Origin of the sequence: Streptomyces hundungensis (genome assembly GCF_003627815.1) — a bacterium.
GTDB classification, from domain to species: Bacteria; Actinomycetota; Actinomycetes; order Streptomycetales; family Streptomycetaceae; genus Streptomyces; species Streptomyces hundungensis_A.
In genome coordinates, this window is the sequence record NZ_CP032698.1 from 3,667,976 (window position 1) to 3,683,535 (window position 15,560).

Annotated in this window: 10 protein-coding genes; 3 read left to right on the top strand and 7 right to left on the bottom strand. The window is 71.4% G+C overall.

Translation table 11 applies throughout. The features are described 5' to 3' along the window. Positions 1–8: 8 nt before the first annotated feature. The 4 genes from DWB77_RS16290 to DWB77_RS16305 form a co-directional block, all read right to left on the bottom strand. On the bottom strand, positions 9–914 hold the full coding sequence (locus DWB77_RS16290) for an ABC transporter permease (RefSeq protein ID WP_120721953.1): 906 nt from the start codon (positions 912–914) through the stop codon (positions 9–11). Further along, complete coding sequence (locus DWB77_RS16295) at positions 901–1,851, bottom strand: ABC transporter ATP-binding protein (protein ID WP_120721954.1); 951 nt, start codon at positions 1,849–1,851, stop codon at positions 901–903. The genes DWB77_RS16290 and DWB77_RS16295 overlap by 14 nt, the downstream gene beginning before the upstream one ends. A 108-nt stretch (positions 1,852–1,959) precedes the next feature. Then, positions 1,960–3,186 carry a LolA family protein gene (locus DWB77_RS16300; RefSeq protein ID WP_120721955.1) on the bottom strand — a complete coding sequence of 409 codons (1,227 nt, stop codon included), beginning with the start codon at positions 3,184–3,186 and terminating at the stop codon, positions 1,960–1,962. Between the two features lie 240 nt (positions 3,187–3,426). Beyond that, a complete protein-coding gene (locus DWB77_RS16305) occupies positions 3,427–4,437 on the bottom strand; it encodes a polyprenyl synthetase family protein (RefSeq protein WP_120721956.1) in 1,011 nt (336 codons plus the stop codon). Positions 4,438–4,627: 190 nt separating this feature from the next. Here DWB77_RS16305 and DWB77_RS16310 point away from each other — a divergent pair, with 190 nt between their 5' ends. From DWB77_RS16310 to fahA, 3 genes are all read left to right on the top strand, one after another. After that, complete coding sequence (locus DWB77_RS16310) at positions 4,628–5,527, top strand: hypothetical protein (protein WP_120721957.1); 900 nt, start codon at positions 4,628–4,630, stop codon at positions 5,525–5,527. Between the two features lie 10 nt (positions 5,528–5,537). Beyond that, entirely contained in the window at positions 5,538–7,538 is a 2,001-nt protein-coding gene (locus DWB77_RS16315; RefSeq protein ID WP_120721958.1) for a CocE/NonD family hydrolase, read from the top strand. Between the two features lie 655 nt (positions 7,539–8,193). Then, entirely contained in the window at positions 8,194–9,420 is a 1,227-nt protein-coding gene (gene fahA / locus DWB77_RS16320; RefSeq protein WP_120721959.1) for a fumarylacetoacetase, read from the top strand. Positions 9,421–9,780: 360 nt separating this feature from the next. On the opposite strand, the gene recQ is transcribed toward fahA, so the two are convergent. The 3 genes from recQ to DWB77_RS16335 form a co-directional block, all read right to left on the bottom strand. Next, complete coding sequence (gene recQ / locus DWB77_RS16325; protein WP_120721960.1) at positions 9,781–11,643, bottom strand: DNA helicase RecQ; 1,863 nt, start codon at positions 11,641–11,643, stop codon at positions 9,781–9,783. Positions 11,644–12,338: 695 nt separating this feature from the next. Then, positions 12,339–13,991, bottom strand: a complete 1,653-nt coding sequence (gene nuoN, locus DWB77_RS16330; RefSeq protein WP_120721961.1) for an NADH-quinone oxidoreductase subunit NuoN — start codon at positions 13,989–13,991, stop codon at positions 12,339–12,341. Next, positions 13,988–15,559, bottom strand: coding sequence for an NADH-quinone oxidoreductase subunit M (locus tag DWB77_RS16335; protein WP_120721962.1), 1,572 nt, complete (start codon positions 15,557–15,559; stop codon positions 13,988–13,990). The genes nuoN and DWB77_RS16335 overlap by 4 nt, the downstream gene beginning before the upstream one ends. Between the last annotated feature and the right edge of the window lies 1 nt (position 15,560).

Genomic DNA, 15,560 nt, shown 5'->3' on the forward strand with positions numbered 1-15,560 from the left:
GCTCGTCCTCACGCCGTGATGTCCTTCGTCGTGAAGCGGGCCCAGGCCGCGGAGCCGAAGACCGCCACATACAGGGCCTGGAGCTCGAAGTTCTTCACCAGCTGGTCCCAGTAGACCGGCTCGCGCAGGACGTCCGCGAAGGACAGCCAGTAGTGCGGGAAGAGATACGGCGCGATCGCGTGCAACTGCGGTATCTGGCCCAGGATCTGGACCGTGATCAGCAGTCCGACGGTCGAGGCCATCGCCGCGATCCCGCTGTTGGTCAGGGTCGAGACGAAGAGCCCGAGCGCGGCCATCCCGGACAGCGAGACCGCCACCACGCCCGCGATCATCACGGCCCGCAGCAACCCGTCGCCGAACGAGATCCGCGTACCGGAGATCGTGGTGACGTCGCCGAGCGGGAAGAGCAGCGCGCCGACCGCGAGCGCCGAGGCCGCCACCACGAGCGTGGCCACCAGACAGAAGGCGAGCACCGAGGCGTACTTGGCGAGCAGCAACCGGGTGCGGCCCGCCGGAGCGACCAGCAGATAGCGCAGGGTGCCCGAGGCCGCCTCGCCCGCCATCGCGTCACCGGCCACCACCCCGACCGCCATCGGCAGGAACACCGGCAGGGTGGCCGCGAGGGCCGCGAAGACGAGGAAGAGGCCGTTGTTGGTGATCTGCGTGATGAACGCGGGGCCGCCGCCCCCGCCGTCGCCGCCTCCCCCGCCGCCACGCGTGTCGATCTTCACCGCGATGCCGATCAGGACCGGCACCGCGGCCAGCACCCCGAGCAGGGCGAGCGTGCGCCAGCGGCGCACCACCGTGACCAGCTCGGAGCGGAAGAGGCCCAGCGACCACAGGAGGCTCGGCTCCCGCGCGGGCGCGGGCTCCGGGCCGCGCCGCGTCTCGTCCATGGCTTCAGCCCGCGACATCGAAACCCTCCCCGGTCAGTGCGACGAAGGCGTCCTCCAGGGAGGCCCGCTCGGCCACGAAGCCGCGCACCCGCACCCCGGCCCGTACCAGCTCGGCGTTGAGGTCCGCCAACTCCACGTCGTCGGGCGGCAGTTCGGCCGTTACGCGGTCCTCGCCGACGACCGTCACATCGGCGATCCCCCGCTCCTTGAGGAGGCGGGCCGCGGCCTGCGGGTCGGGGGTGGTCACCGCGAGCCGGCCGCGCGCGTTCGCGGCGAGCTCGGCCACCTCGCCCTGGACGACGAGCCGGCCCTGGTTCATCACGGCGGCGTGCGAGCAGACCTGCTCGATCTCGTCGAGGAGGTGCGAGGAGAGGAACACGGTCGTCCCGTCCTTGGCCAACTCCCTGATCAGGGAGCGGATTTCCCTCATGCCCTGCGGGTCGAGCCCGTTCGTCGGCTCGTCCAGGACGAGCAGCTCCCGGCGCTGGAGCAGGGCCGCCGCCAGGCCCAGGCGCTGCTTCATGCCCAGCGAGTACGCCCGGGCCTTCTTGCCCGCGGCCGAGGTGAGGCCCACCCGGTCCAGGGCGGTCGTCACCCGCGCGGCGCGGGTGCGCGGGTCGGCGGTGGGGTCGGCCGCGTCGTACCGCAGCAGGTTGTCCCGGCCGGACAGAAAGCCGTACAGGGCGGGGCCCTCGATCAGGGCGCCCACCCTGGGCAGGACGGTTCGGGCGGCCGCCGGCATGGGGCTGCCCAGGAGCCGTGCGCTGCCGGAGGTCGGCTCGATGAGGCCCATCAGCATCCGGATGGTGGTCGTCTTGCCCGAGCCGTTGGGGCCGAGGAAGCCGAAGACGCTGCCGCGGGGGACCGTGAGGTCCAGCCCGTTCACGGCCAACTGCCCGCCGCGGTACCGCTTGCTGAGGCCTCGCGTCTCGATGGCCGCTGAACTGTTCCCCACCCCGCCCCTTCCCGCCGTGCTGCCCGAGGCCGTGCTCCGTTCCCGGCGCCCCCGCCCCCTTGCATACGGACCCGGGCGCCTATCGCGCGCCCGGGTCCAACTGCCTTGCTACCGGCCCGAGTTGGCCGCCGCGACCAGCGCGTCCTTGGTCACCGCGCCCACGTACACCGTGCCGTTGTCCGTGATCAGGGCGTTGACCAGGCGCGTCGTGAAGACCGTGCCGTTGCCGAACTTCCCGGAGACCTTGGTGCCGAGGGAGTCCAGGAACTTCTGGGCGTCGCCGCCGCCCTTGGACTCATCCGCCTTCGGGATGCCCTTGCCGCCGGTGTCGAACGCGGCGATGGCGGTCCAGCCCTCGCCGATCACCTTGCTGTTCTTCGCGTTCTTGGCGTCACCGAAGCTCCCGAGGCCACCGGGCAGGCCCTGTTCGGCCTTGTGCGACCGCTCCTGCTTGCCGTCGTCCTCGGTGACCTTGGCGCCCTTGGGCGGGCTGAACGTGAAGGTGCTCGCGGACGGCTTCGAGAAGTCGACCTTGGTGAAGCCCGCGTCGACCACCGCCTTGCCGCCCGCGCTCGGCGAGAGCGTGAACTTGAGCGGCACACCCGTCTTGGCGTCCACCGCTATGCGGACCGAGCCGATCGTCGAACCGGACTGCTTGGGCTTGATCAGGAGCTGGTACGCGTCGCGCCCGGCGATCTGCGCCGTGCCGTCGACCGACACCGCGGTGGTGGGGTCGACGTTCTTAAGGAACTCGTCGGCCAGCGCCTTCGGCGTGGTCGGCACCCCCTCGCCCGGCGCCTTGCGACCGTGCTCCTTGCCCGCGCCGGCCGCGCCCCGCTGCGAGTGGTACGCCTGGTTGGACGCGCTGTCGTACGCCCAGACGTCGTCGCCGTTATGGATCAGGCTGTACTCGGCCGCGCCCTCCAGGATCGACACCTTCTGGCGGTCGGGGCCGTCGGCCGCGATGCGCAGGGTGTGGGTGCCCGAGGCCAGCTCGGTGAGCTTCGCCTCCGGGGCGGCCGACTTGTCCGAGCCGCCGCCCTTGGGGGCGAACGCGCCGAGGCTGCCGAGCCCGGGCAGGCCCAGGTCGGTGCTGATCTTCATCGTGCCGGAGAGCTGCTGCGTGTCCGACGCGGCCATCTTCTCGATGAGCTGCTGTGCGCTGATCTTCGGCAGACTGGGGTCACCGGACGCGGCGAGCGCCGGGACGAGCCCGATGGTCGCCGCCGCGACTCCCGCCACCCCGATCGGGACCAGATAGCGCGTCGCCTTCCGTCGGCCCGCGCCGGGCTCCTTGGCCTCGCCGGTGGCCTGTGCGCTGTCGTTCGGTGCCATGTGTGCCCTACCTCCGTGGTCGGCGGCGTCCGTCCGTCGTGCTCAGTTCCACCCCGCGCCGCCATTCTCACCCGAATTGGTCAGGAGTGGTGCTCCCCATCTGACCAAAATGACCGGCTCGGCGCGTCAGCCCCCGGGAGCAACCTCACGTACCTCTCTGGGATGACGAAACCCCGAGCCGGCTCCCCCAACCAGTAGGGGACGACGGAGCGCACCTCGTCCCGAGGCGGCGGCCCGGCCTCAGCCGGCGCGGTGCACGACCGCGTCGCAGAGCTCTTCGAGCGCGGACTTCGCGTATCCCGAGGGCAGCGGCGCCAGCGTGGCCCGCGCCTCCTCGGCGTACCGGACGGTGTCCCGGCGCGCCTGCTCAAGGGCGGGGTGGACGCGCAGCCTGCGCAGCACCTCCGCGTGCCGCGCGTCGTCGCTGAGGTCGCCGTCGAGCAGCGCCACGAGCTCCAGGTCCTCCGGGCGGCCCTCCCTGGCGGCCTGCGCCCGCAGATGCAGGACCGGCAGCGTGGGGATGCCCTCGCGCAGGTCGGTGCCGGGGGTCTTGCCGGACTCGTGCGAGTCGCTGGCGATGTCCAGGACGTCGTCGGCGAGCTGGAAGGCGGTGCCCAGGCGCTCGCCGTACTGCGTGAGGATGTCGACGACCGACTCCTCGGCGCCGGACATCATCGCGCCGAACCGGCCGGAGACGGCGACCAGCGAACCGGTCTTGCCGGAGAGCACGTCGAGGTAGTGGTCGACCGGGTCGCGCCCGTCGCGGGGGCCCGCGGTCTCCAGGATCTGGCCGGTGACGAGCCGTTCGAACGCCTCGGCCTGAATACGGACGGCCTCGGGACCGAGATCCGCCAGTATGTGCGAGGCGCGTGCGAAGAGGAAATCACCCGTGAGGACCGCGACGGAGTTGCCCCAGCGGGCGTTGGCGCTGTCCACGCCGCGCCGCACATCGGCCTCGTCCATCACGTCGTCGTGGTACAGCGTCGCGAGGTGGGTGAGCTCGACGACCACGGCGGAGGGCACCACGCCCGGCGCGTAGGGATCGCCGAACTGGGCGGCCAGCATCACGATCAGCGGGCGGAATCGTTTGCCACCTGCACGGATGAGGTGCTGTGCGGCCTCCGTGATGAACGGGACCTCACTCTTGGTGGCATCGAGCAGTCCCGCCTCGACAGCTGCCAATCCGGTCTGGACATCGGCTTCAAGTGCCTGGTCCCGCACGCTCAGCCCGAACGGCCCGACGACGGTCACGAGGGGTACTCCTGTCTGCTGACGATCACACGGATTGTCGATGTGTCGCTGCCTTCACTCAAGTCAGCGTATCGGGTCGCTGTTCGATCACCATGGGCGCCTTCCCGTCACCGCTCGCGCGCGGCCCCATGGACCCCGGTATGTTCTTGATCAGCTCATACGGTCAGGAGTGAACCCTTTGTCCGGAACAATGGCTGACGCCCCTGAAGAATCGGCCGCGGACCAACCGCCTCCGCAGGACGATCACGCCATTTTCGGCCAGCCCCGCGGGCTGCTCACCCTCTCCGGCCTGGAGGTCTGGGAGCGCTTCTCGTTCCTCGGCATGCAGGCGATCCTGCCCGCGCCAGCGGCGACCTGGGCCGGGCTCGGTCTGATCAGCGCCGGCACCGGACTGCTCAAGCCCAACGTCGCCTCCATGGTCGGCAAGCTCTACCGCACCGACGACGAGCGCCGTGACGCCGGCTTCGCCCTGCCGCCCGAGGGCATGCGCCGCGCGGTCCGCCTGATGGTGCTGGGCGCCCTGGTGATCGCGGCGCTCGCCGTGCTGCTCGCCTCCGCCAACGCCGAGACGAGCATCCTCGGCTTCCACTTCCCGGCCGGCTGGTACGCCTCCGCGCTGGGCGCGTTCGAGGTGGCGCTCGCGCCGGTGGTGGCCGCCGTGTGGGCCCGCACGGGGCCGCGCCAGCCGCACGCCTCCAACAAGATCGCCTTCGGCGTGGTCCTGGGCGGGCTCTCGTTCCTGCTGATGGTCCCGGCCACGTCGGGCCATCCCACCGACACGTACCGGATGGCGGTCTGGTGGATCGTCGGCTCGTATCTGCTGCTCGGCCTCGGTGACGTCCTGCTCGAAACCTCCGGCATGTCGGCCACCACCAAACTCGCCCCCCGCGCCTTCGCCAGCCAGACGATGTCGCTCTGGTTCCTCTCCCTGGCCCTGGCCAACGGCATCCAGGCGCAGACCGTGAAGGTGTACGGAAAGGTCTCCAACCCCGCGTACTTCGGCGTGAACGGCGCCCTCGCCGTGGCCGTCGGCGTCGCCGTGATCCTCGCCGCCCCCTGGCTCAAGCGCACCATGCACCCCGTCCACTGAGGTTGCCGCCATGCACATCCGCACCGCATTTCCCTACGAGACCCGGCGCGAGGATGTCCGGATCCCGCTGCCGGACGGCACCTTGCTGTACGCGCGCGTCTGGCGCCCGGTCACCGAGGAGCCCGTCCCCGCGCTGCTCGAATACCTCCCCTACCGGCTCACCGACTGGACGGCGCCGCGCGACTGGCAACGCCATCCCTGGTACGCGGGGCACGGCTATGCCTCGGTACGCGTCGACGTGCGCGGGCACGGCTGCTCGGAGGGGCTGCCCGGCGACGAGTACGACGCCACGGAGCTGGCCGACGGGGTCGCGGTCGTCAACTGGCTGGCCGGGCAGGCCTGGTGCACCGGCAAGGTCGGCATGTTCGGCATCTCGTGGGGCGGCTTCAACAGCCTCCAGGTCGCGGCGCTCGCCCCCGAACCGCTCAAGGCGATCGTGACGGTCTGCTCAACCGACGACCGCTACGACAACGACGTCCACTACATGGGCGGTTCGGTGCTCGCGGTGGACATGCACGCCTGGGCGGCGACGATGCTCGCCTTCGTCTCCCGCCCGCCGGACCCCGCCTTCGTCGGGGAAAAATGGCGCGAAATGTGGCTGGAACGGCTCGAATCGGTGCGGCCGTTCATCCACACCTGGCTCGCCCACCAGACCCGCGACGCCTACTGGAAGCACGGCAGCGTCTGCGAAAACTACCCGGCGATCGACGCGGCCGTCCTCGCGGTCGGCGGCTGGCACGACCCCTACCGGGACACGGTCCTCAGGCTGGTCGAGCATCTGCCGGCCGACCGGGTACGCGGCCTGATCGGCCCCTGGTCCCACCAGTATCCGGACCGGGGGCTTCCGCCCGGCCCCGCGATCGGCTTCCTCCAGGAGACCCTGCGCTGGTGGGACCACCATCTCAAGGGCGAGGAGACGGGTGTGATGAAGGAGCCGCTGCTGCGCTCCTGGATCAGCGAATCGCACCCGCCGGCCACGGTCTACGCCGAGCTCCCCGGGCGCTGGGTGGGCGAGCCCGCCTGGCCCTCGCCCCACATCACGCCCCTCTCGTACGCACTCCAGGGCGCGCCCGTCCAGGTGCGCTCGCCGCACCACACCGGCCTGGACGCGGGCCGCTTCTTCCCCTTCGGCAACGACGCCGACCTGCCCCCGGACCAGCGCGCCGAGGACGCCCACTCGGCCTCCTTCGACTTCCCGGTGCCGGCCGGCTCCGGGCCCCTGGAGATCCTGGGCCGCCCCCGGGTCACCCTGCGGCTGCGCATGGACGTGCCGTTCGGCCAGGCGATCGCGCGGCTCTGCGACGTGGCCCCGGACGGCTCCTCCACGCTGGTCACCCGGGGCGTCCTCAACCTGTCGGCCCGGCACGGCAGGGACCGGGCCGACGCCTGGCCGCTGGGCGCGACCGAGGACGTGAGCTTCGACCTGAACGGCATCGGTCACGCCTTCGCGCCGGGGCACCGCGTGCGGCTCGCGGTGTCCTCCGCGTACTGGCCGTGGATCTGGCCGCAGGCCGACTCGGTCGGCTTCACCCTCGACCCGGCCGGCTCCTCCCTGCGACTCCCGCTCCGCGAGCGGACGTCGGACGACGTCATCGCCTTCGCGGACCCCGAGCAGTCCGAGCCGCTCGGCGTCTCCCACCCGGCCCCGCTGGACGAGCCCCCGCCCGAGCGGCTGGTCGTACGCGACGTGGCGAAGGGCGAGTGGCGCCTCGAGGTCGACCCCCGCTACGGCGGTACGCGGGTGTATCCCGACGGCCTCGAATTCACCGAGGACGCGCGCGAGACGTACACGATCCAGTCCGACGATCCGCTGTCGGCCCGCACCTGCTCGCAGTGGCATTTGCGGCTGCACCGGCCGGAGTTGGGGTGGGACGTGACGGTGGACACGCGCTCGTCCATCACGTGCGACGCGGCGGATTTCTTCACCTCTGACGAGGTGGTGTGCCGGGAGGGGGGTGAGGTGCTCTTCCACCGCACGTGGACGCGACAGATCCCCCGCGAAGCGGGCTAGCGCCGGCTGCCCGCCCGTGACGGGTTGGCTGACCCCGGCCCCCTGGGGCACCTCGCCCACCCACCCGCCCGTACAGCGGGTTGGTCGGTCCCGGCCCCTGGGGCTCCGCCCCAGACCCCGTTCGCGCCTTAAGGGCGCTCGTCCTCAATCTCCCCAAGGCCTTAAGGGCCAGGGGGGACCCCCATGACAGGCTGAAGTGCTGGCCCGCACCGAGCAGTTAGGGGCGCGGGGAACTGCGCGACCAGCCCCGTACGGCCCGCAGACGAAAACGGGTTTCTTGGGGGCGCGGGGAACTGCGCAAGAAGCGACCACGGCCCGCAGACCGAAGGGTCTTTAGGGGCGCGGGGAACTGCGCGACCAGCCCCGTACGGCCCGCAGACGAAAGCGGGTTTTTTGGGGGCGCGGGGAACTGCGCGAGGAGTGACCACGGCTCGCAGGCGAACGGGGGTTGGGGGCGCGGGGAACTGCGCGGGACGTGGGCACGGGTCGCAGGGCGTGGGGCCCCCGCGCGGCGGGCCCGGCGGAGACGCCAGAGGTCCACCCCCCACCCCGCACCCGGATCAACCGGACATCGCCCACCCTTTCCGACACTCCCGCCCGGAGCAGCGCCGACGTAACGTGTGACCCACACCCGTGGAAAGCGAGGCAGGCACCGATGTCCGAGCAGAGCCCGCTCGAACTGGCCGAGGGCGACCCCTTCGGCCCGCACAATCTCCCCTACGGCGTCTTCTCCACGCCGGGCCACCCCGAGGACCGCAGGGTCGGCGTCCGCATCGGCGACCACGTCCTGGACGCGGGCGCGGCGGCGCACGCGCTGGGCTCCCCGTACGCCGCGCTGCTCGCCAAGCCGAGCCTCAACCCGCTGCTCGCGGCCGGGCGCACGGCCTGGCGCGATGTACGCCGGGCGCTCACCGCCTGGGTGACGGTGCCCGCGCACCGCCCGGTGATAGAGCCCCTGCTCCACCCGCTCTCCGACGTCGAACTGCACCTGCCGTACGAGGTCGCCGACTACGTCGACTTCTACGCGAGCGAGCACCACGCCACCAACGTCGGCCAGATCTTCCGCCCCGACGGCGCCGCGCTCACCCCCAACTGGAAGCATCTGCCGATCGGTTACCACGGCCGTTCCGGCACGATCGTCGTCTCGGGCACGGAGGTGCGCCGCCCCCAGGGCCAGCGCAAGGCCCCCACCGACCCGGCCCCCGTGTTCGGCCCGTCCGTCAAACTGGACATCGAGGCCGAGGTCGGCTTCGTGGTGGGCACGCCGTCCGAGCTGGGCACGCCGGTCGACCTGGCCTCCTTCGACGACCACGTCTTCGGCCTGTTCCTCCTCAACGACTGGTCCGCGCGGGACATCCAGGCCTGGGAGTACGTGCCGCTCGGCCCGTTCCTCGGCAAGTCCTTCGCGACGTCGGTCTCGGCGTGGGTCACCCCGCTGGAGGCCCTCACGGCGGCCCGCGTGGCGCCTCCGGCCCGCGACTTCCCCCTCCTGCCCTACCTCGACGATTCCGCCGACGAGGTCCCCGGCGGGTTCGACCTGCGCATCACGGTCTCGATCAACGGCACGCCCGTCGCCGAGCCGCCGTTCGCCTCCATGTACTGGACGGCCGCGCAGCAACTGGCCCACATGACGGTGAACGGCGCGTCCCTGCGCACCGGGGACGTGTACGGCTCGGGCACGGTCAGCGGCCCCGAGCGCGGGCAGCGCGGCTCGCTCCTCGAACTCACCTGGAACGGTACGGAGCCGGTGGAACTGCCGTCGGGCAAGCGGGCGTTCCTGGAGGACGGCGACGAGGTGACCCTCACGGCGTGGGCCCCCGGTCCGCACGGGGTCCCCGTGGGCCTGGGCGAAGTCCGGGGCGTCATCACCCCGTCCCCCTGACCCCGCCCCCCCGGGCGCTCCGAGCGGGGCGCCCGGGTCCCTCCCAGCACGCCCGGCGACACAGTTCCCCGCGCCCCCAACCCCCGTTCGCCTGCGAGCCGTGGTCACTCCTCGCGCAGTTCCCCGCGCCCCCAAATAACCCGTTTTCGTCTGCGGGCCGTACGGGGCTGGTCGCGCAGTTCCCCGCGCCCCTAAAGACCCTTCGGTCTGCGGACCGTGGTCGCTTCTCGCGCCGTTCCCCGCGCCCCTTAACTACGCGGTGCTGGGGCACCTTCAGCCTGTCCGGCGATTGAGGACGAGCGGCCTTCAGGCGCGATACGGGGTCTGGGGCGGAGCCCCAGCGAGCGGGGGCCGTCGGGGCTAGGGGGCTTCGGACAGTACGGTCAGCACCGCTTCGCCGTACTTCGCCCGCTTCGCCTCCCCCACCCCACCCACCGCGGACAACTCCTCCAACGACCCCGGCCGAACCGTCGCGATCTCCCGCAACGTCGCATCGTGGAAGATGACATACGCCGGAACCCCCGCCTCCTTCGCCTGCGCCCCCCGCCACGCCCGCAGCGCCTCGAAGACCGGAACCACCTCGGGCGGCAGGTCGGCCGCCGCCGCGGCGGACTTCTTCGACGCGCTCCGCGAAGCCGCCCGCACCGCCTTCTCGGGCTCCGTCCGCATCCGGACCTCCCGTCGGCCGCCGAGCACCTCCCCGCTCGCCTCGGTCAGCACCAGCGTGCCGTACTCGCCCTCCACCGCGAGCAGCCCCTGGGCGAGCAACTGCCGTACCACGCCCCGCCATTGCGGCTCGGAGAGGTCTTCGCCGATGCCGAAGACGGACAGCGCGTCATGGTCGAACTGGATGACCTTCGCGGTCCTGCGGCCGAGCAGGATGTCGATGATCTGGCCCGCGCCGAACTTCTGGTTCCGCTCGCGCTGGAGGCGTACGACCGTGGAGAGCGCCTTCTGCGCGGCCACCGTGCCGTCCCACGTCTGCGGCGGGGTCAGGCAGGTGTCGCAGTTGCCGCAGTTCGCGGCCGGGGCCTCCTGCCCGAAGTAGCCGAGCAGTTGAGCACGCCGGCACGAGGCGGTCTCGCAGAGTGCCAGCATCGCGTCGAGGTGGGCGGCGGCCCGGCGCCGGAACGCCTCGTCGCCCTCGCCGCCCTGGATCATCTTCCGCTGCTGCACGACGTCCTGGAGCCCGTACGCCATCCAGGCCGTGGAGGGCATGCCGTCACGTCCCGCGCGGCCGGTCTCCTGGTAGTAGCCCTCGACCGACTTGGGCAGGTCGAGGTGGGCCACGAACCGCACGTCCGGCTTGTCGATGCCCATCCCGAAGGCGATGGTCGCCACCACCACCAGGCCCTCCTCCCGCAGGAAGCGGGACTGGTGGAGCGCGCGCGTGCCGCCGTCGAGCCCGGCGTGGTACGGGACGGCCTGGACGCCGTTGTCGCTCAGGTACTGCGCGGTCTTGTCCACCGAGGCCCGCGAGAGGCAGTAGACGATGCCCGCGTCCCCGTCGTGCTCCTCCTTGAGGAAGGCGAGGAGCTGCTTCTTCGGGTCGTTCTTCGGCACGATCCGGTACTGGATGTTCGGCCGGTCGAAGCTCGCCACGAAGTGCCGGGCGTCCGGCATGCCGAGGCGCTGGGTGATCTCGCGGTGGGTGGCGTCCGTGGCGGTGGCGGTGAGCGCGATACGGGGCACGTCGGCCCAGCGCTCGCCGAGCAGGGACAGGGCGAGGTAGTCGGGGCGGAAGTCGTGGCCCCACTGGGCGACGCAGTGCGCCTCGTCGATGGCGAAGACGGAGATCTTGGCGCGGGAGAGGAGGTCGAGGGTGGCTTCCACGCGGAGCCGCTCGGGGGCCAGATAGAGCAGGTCGAGCTCGCCGGCGAGAAGCTCGGCCTCGACCGTGCGGCGCTCGTCGAAGTCCTGCGTGGAGTTGATGAACCCGGCGCGTACGCCGAGGGCGCGCAGCGCGTCGACCTGGTCCTGCATCAGGGCGATGAGGGGGGAGACCACGACGCCCGTACCTGGCCTGACCAGCGCGGGGATCTGGTAGCAGAGCGACTTTCCACCGCCGGTGGGCATGAGGACGACGGCGTCGCCGCCCGCCACGACGTGCTCGATGACCTCGCCCTGGGCGCCTCGGAATGCGTCGTATCCGAAGACGCGGTGCAGGGTCCGCAGGGCTTCGGTCTCCGCGGTCCTGGTCTGCGTTCCACCCACTGCGCTCATCGCTCTGTCCCCCGTACTGGTCCGTCTGCCTCACCGTTCACCCTCGCAACGATAGGCTCCCGCGCGGACACCCCCCGAGTTATCCACAACCCCGCCCCCCTACCGAGGCCCGCCCCACCCCAAACCCCCCGAGCCCCCACCCCCACCCCGCCACCTCTCCACCCACTTCCCCCCGGCCCCCTCGCGCAGTTCCCCGCGCCCCCAAAAACCCGTCTTCGCCCGCAGACCGTACGGGGCTGATCGCGCAGTTCCCCGCGCCCTTAACCCTCTCGACCCTGCGGACCGTGCCCGCTTCTCGCGCAGTTCCTCGCGCCCCTAGCAGGATCGGTGCTGGCCAGCACCGGCCACCTCAGCCCGTCCGGCGATTGAGGACGAGCGCCCTTAAGGCGCGAACGGGGGTGCAGGGGGCGGAGCCCCCGCCGGGGTGCGAGGGGCGGAGCCCCTCAGGGGGTCTGGGGCGGAGCCCCAGGGGCCGAACCTTCCTACCCGCTGCACGGGCGGGTGGGTGGGCGAACGCGTCGGGGTCTGGGGCGGAGCCCCAGGGGCCGGACCCAGCCAACCCCCGTCACGGGCGGGTGGGTGGGCAAAGGGCCTGGGGCCGAGCCCCAGGGAAAAGGCAGCCCGCGCCGCCCTGGGGAAACACGGAGGCCCCGGCGCCACCCACCCGCGCCGGGACCCCGCACCACCCAAAAGACCTACCGCACAAACACCCCCGCATGCCGCGCAAGCTCAAGGAAGTACTGCGGCGCCACGCCCAACACCAGCGTCACCACCACCCCCACCCCGATCGCCGTCATCGTGAGCGGCGAAGCCACCGCCACCGTCGGCCCGTCCGCCTTCGGCTCGCTGAAGAACATCAGCACGATCACCCGGATGTAGAAGAACGCCGCCACGGCGGAGGAGATCACACCGATCACGACCAGCGCCCCCGCACCCCCCTCCGCCGCCGCCTTGAACACGGCGAACTTCCCGGAGAAGCCGGAGGTCAGCGGGATGCCCGCGAAGGCGAGCAGGAAGACGGCGAAGACCGCCGCGACCAGTGGCGAGCGGCGGCCGAGCCCGGCCCACTTCGACAGGTGCGTCGCCTCGCCGCCCGCGTCCCGCACGAGCGTGACCACGGCGAACGCGCCGATCGTCACGAAGGAGTACGCCGCCAGGTAGAAAAGGACCGAGGAGATGCCGTCCGCGTTGGTGGCGATGACACCGGCCAGGATGAACCCTGCGTGCGCGATCGAGGAGTACGCGAGGAGCCGTTTGATGTCGGTCTGGGTGATGGCGACGACCGCGCCGCCCAGCATCGTGATGATCGCGACGCCCCACATGACCGGCCGCCAGTCCCAGCTCATGCCGGGCAGCACCACGTACAGCAGGCGGAGCAGCGCGCCGAAGGCCGCGACCTTGGTGGCCGCCGCCATGAAGCCGGTGACCGGGGTCGGGGCGCCCTGGTAGACGTCCGGCGTCCACATGTGGAACGGGACCGCGCCGACCTTGAACAGCAGGCCCATCAGCAGCATCGCGCCGCCGATGAGCAGCAGCGCGTCGTTGCCCATGGTGCCGGCGAGCGCCGGGTCCACGTTCTGGACGGAGCCGCTGATGACGTCGGCGATCCTGGAGTACGTGACCGAGCCCGCGTAGCCGTACAGGAGCGCGATGCCGAAGAGCAGGAAGGCCGAGGAGAACGCGCCGAGCAGGAAGTACTTGACCGCCGCCTCCTGCGACATGAGCCGCTTGCGGCGGGCGAGGGCGCACAGCAGGTAGAGCGGGAGGGAGAAGACCTCCAGGGCCACGAACAGGGTCAACAGGTCGTTCGCGGCCGGGAAGACCAGCATCCCGGAGACCGCGAACAGGGCCAGCGGGAAGACCTCGGTGGTGGTGAACCCGGCTTTGACGGCGGCCTTCTCGCTGTCGCTGCCGGGCACCGAGGCCGCCTGCGCGGCGAAGGAGTCCACCTTGTTGCCGTGCGCCACCGGGTCCAGGCGCCGCTCGGCGAAGGTGAAGACCGCCACGATGGAGGCGAGCAGGATCGTGCCCTGGAGGAAGAGCGCCGGGCCGTCGACGGCGACCGCGCCCATGGCCGCGATGTGGGCCTTGGTCGTGCCGTAGCCGCCGGCCGCGAGGCCGACCACCGCCGCGAAGGCGGCGGCGAGCGCGACCACCGACAGGAAGAGCTGCGTGTAGTAGCGGGCGCGGCGCGGGACGAAGGCCTCCACGAGGACGCCGACGATCGCCGCGCCGACCACGATCAGCGTGGGCGCGAGCTGGGCGTACTCGATGTGCGGCGCGGGGATCTTGTCCAGCTTCCCCTCGGCCGCCGTGGTCCACAGGCTGTGGACAGCTGATGAGCTCACTTGGCCGCCTCCACCACCGGGTTGGGGTCCTTCTTCTGTACGTCCGACATGGTCTGGCGGACCGCCGGGTTGACGATGTCCGTCAGCGGCTTCGGGTAGACCCCGAGGAAGATCAGCAGCCCGATCAGCGGGGCCACCACGAGCAGTTCGCGGACCTTGAGGTCGGGCATGCCCTGGACCTCGGCCTTGACCGGGCCCGTCATCGTCCGCTGGTAGAGGACGAGGACGTAGAGCGCGGCGAGGACGATGCCGAGGGTGGCGACCACGCCCGCCACCGGGTAGCGGCTGAACGTGCCGACCAGGACCAGGAATTCACTCACGAAGGGCGCGAGGCCCGGCAGCGAGAGGGTGGCGAGGCCGCCGATCAGGAACGTGCCGGCCAGCACCGGGGCGACTTTCTGGACGCCGCCGTAGTCCGCGATGAGCCGGGAGCCGCGCCGCGAGATCAGGAAGCCGGCCACCAGCATCAGCGCGGCCGTCGAGATCCCGTGGTTGACCATGTAGAGCGTGGCGCCGGACTGGCCCTGGCTGGTCATCGCGAAGATGCCCATGATGATGAAGCCGAAGTGCGAGATCGACGCGTACGCCACCAGGCGCTTGATGTCCCGCTGGCCGACCGCGAGCAGCGCTCCGTAGATGATGCTGATCACGGCGAGGACCACGATCACCGGCGTCGCCCACTTGCTGGCCTCCGGGAAGAGCTGGAGGCAGAAGCGGAGCATCGCGAAGGTGCCGACCTTGTCGACGACCGCGGTGATCAGCACGGCGACCGGCGCGGTCGCCTCGCCCATGGCGTTGGGCAGCCAGGTGTGCAGCGGCCACAGCGGGGCCTTCACCGCGAAGGCGAAGAAGAAGCCGAGGAACAGGAGCCGCTCGGTGTTGGTCGCCATGTGGAGCGAGCCGCTCGCGCGGGCCGCGGCGATCTCGTTCAGCGAGAACGAGCCCGCCACCACGTACAGGCCGATGACGGCGGCCAGCATGATGAGCCCGCCGACCAGGTTGTAGAGCAGGAACTTGACGGCCGCGTACGAGCGTTGGGTCGCCGCCGCCTCGTCGCCCCCGGCGTGGGCCCGGTCGCCGAAGCCGCCGATGAGGAAGTACATCGGGATGAGCATGGCTTCGAACAGGATGTAGAAGAGGAAGACGTCGGTGGCTTCGAAGGAGAGGACCACCATTGCCTCGACGGCGAGGATCAGGGCGAAGAAGCCCTGGGTGGGCCGCCAGCGACTGCTGTGGGTTTCCAGGGGGTCGGCGTCGTGCCAGCCGGCCGCGATGATGAACGGGATGAGCAGCGCGGTGAGCCCGATGAGGGCCACCCCGATGCCGTCCACGCCCAGTTCGTAGCGGACACCGAAGTCCTTGATCCAGGCATGGGACTCGGTCAACTGGTAGCGGGCGCCGCCCGGTTCGAAGCGGCCGAGCTGGATCGCGGCGAGCGCCAGGGTGCCCACCGAGACCAGCAGGGCCAGCCACTTGGCGGCGGTGCGCCGGGCCGCGGGGACCGCCGCGGTGGCGATCGCGCCGAGGGCCGGGAGGGCCGCCGTCGCGGTGAGGAGGGGGAAGGACATG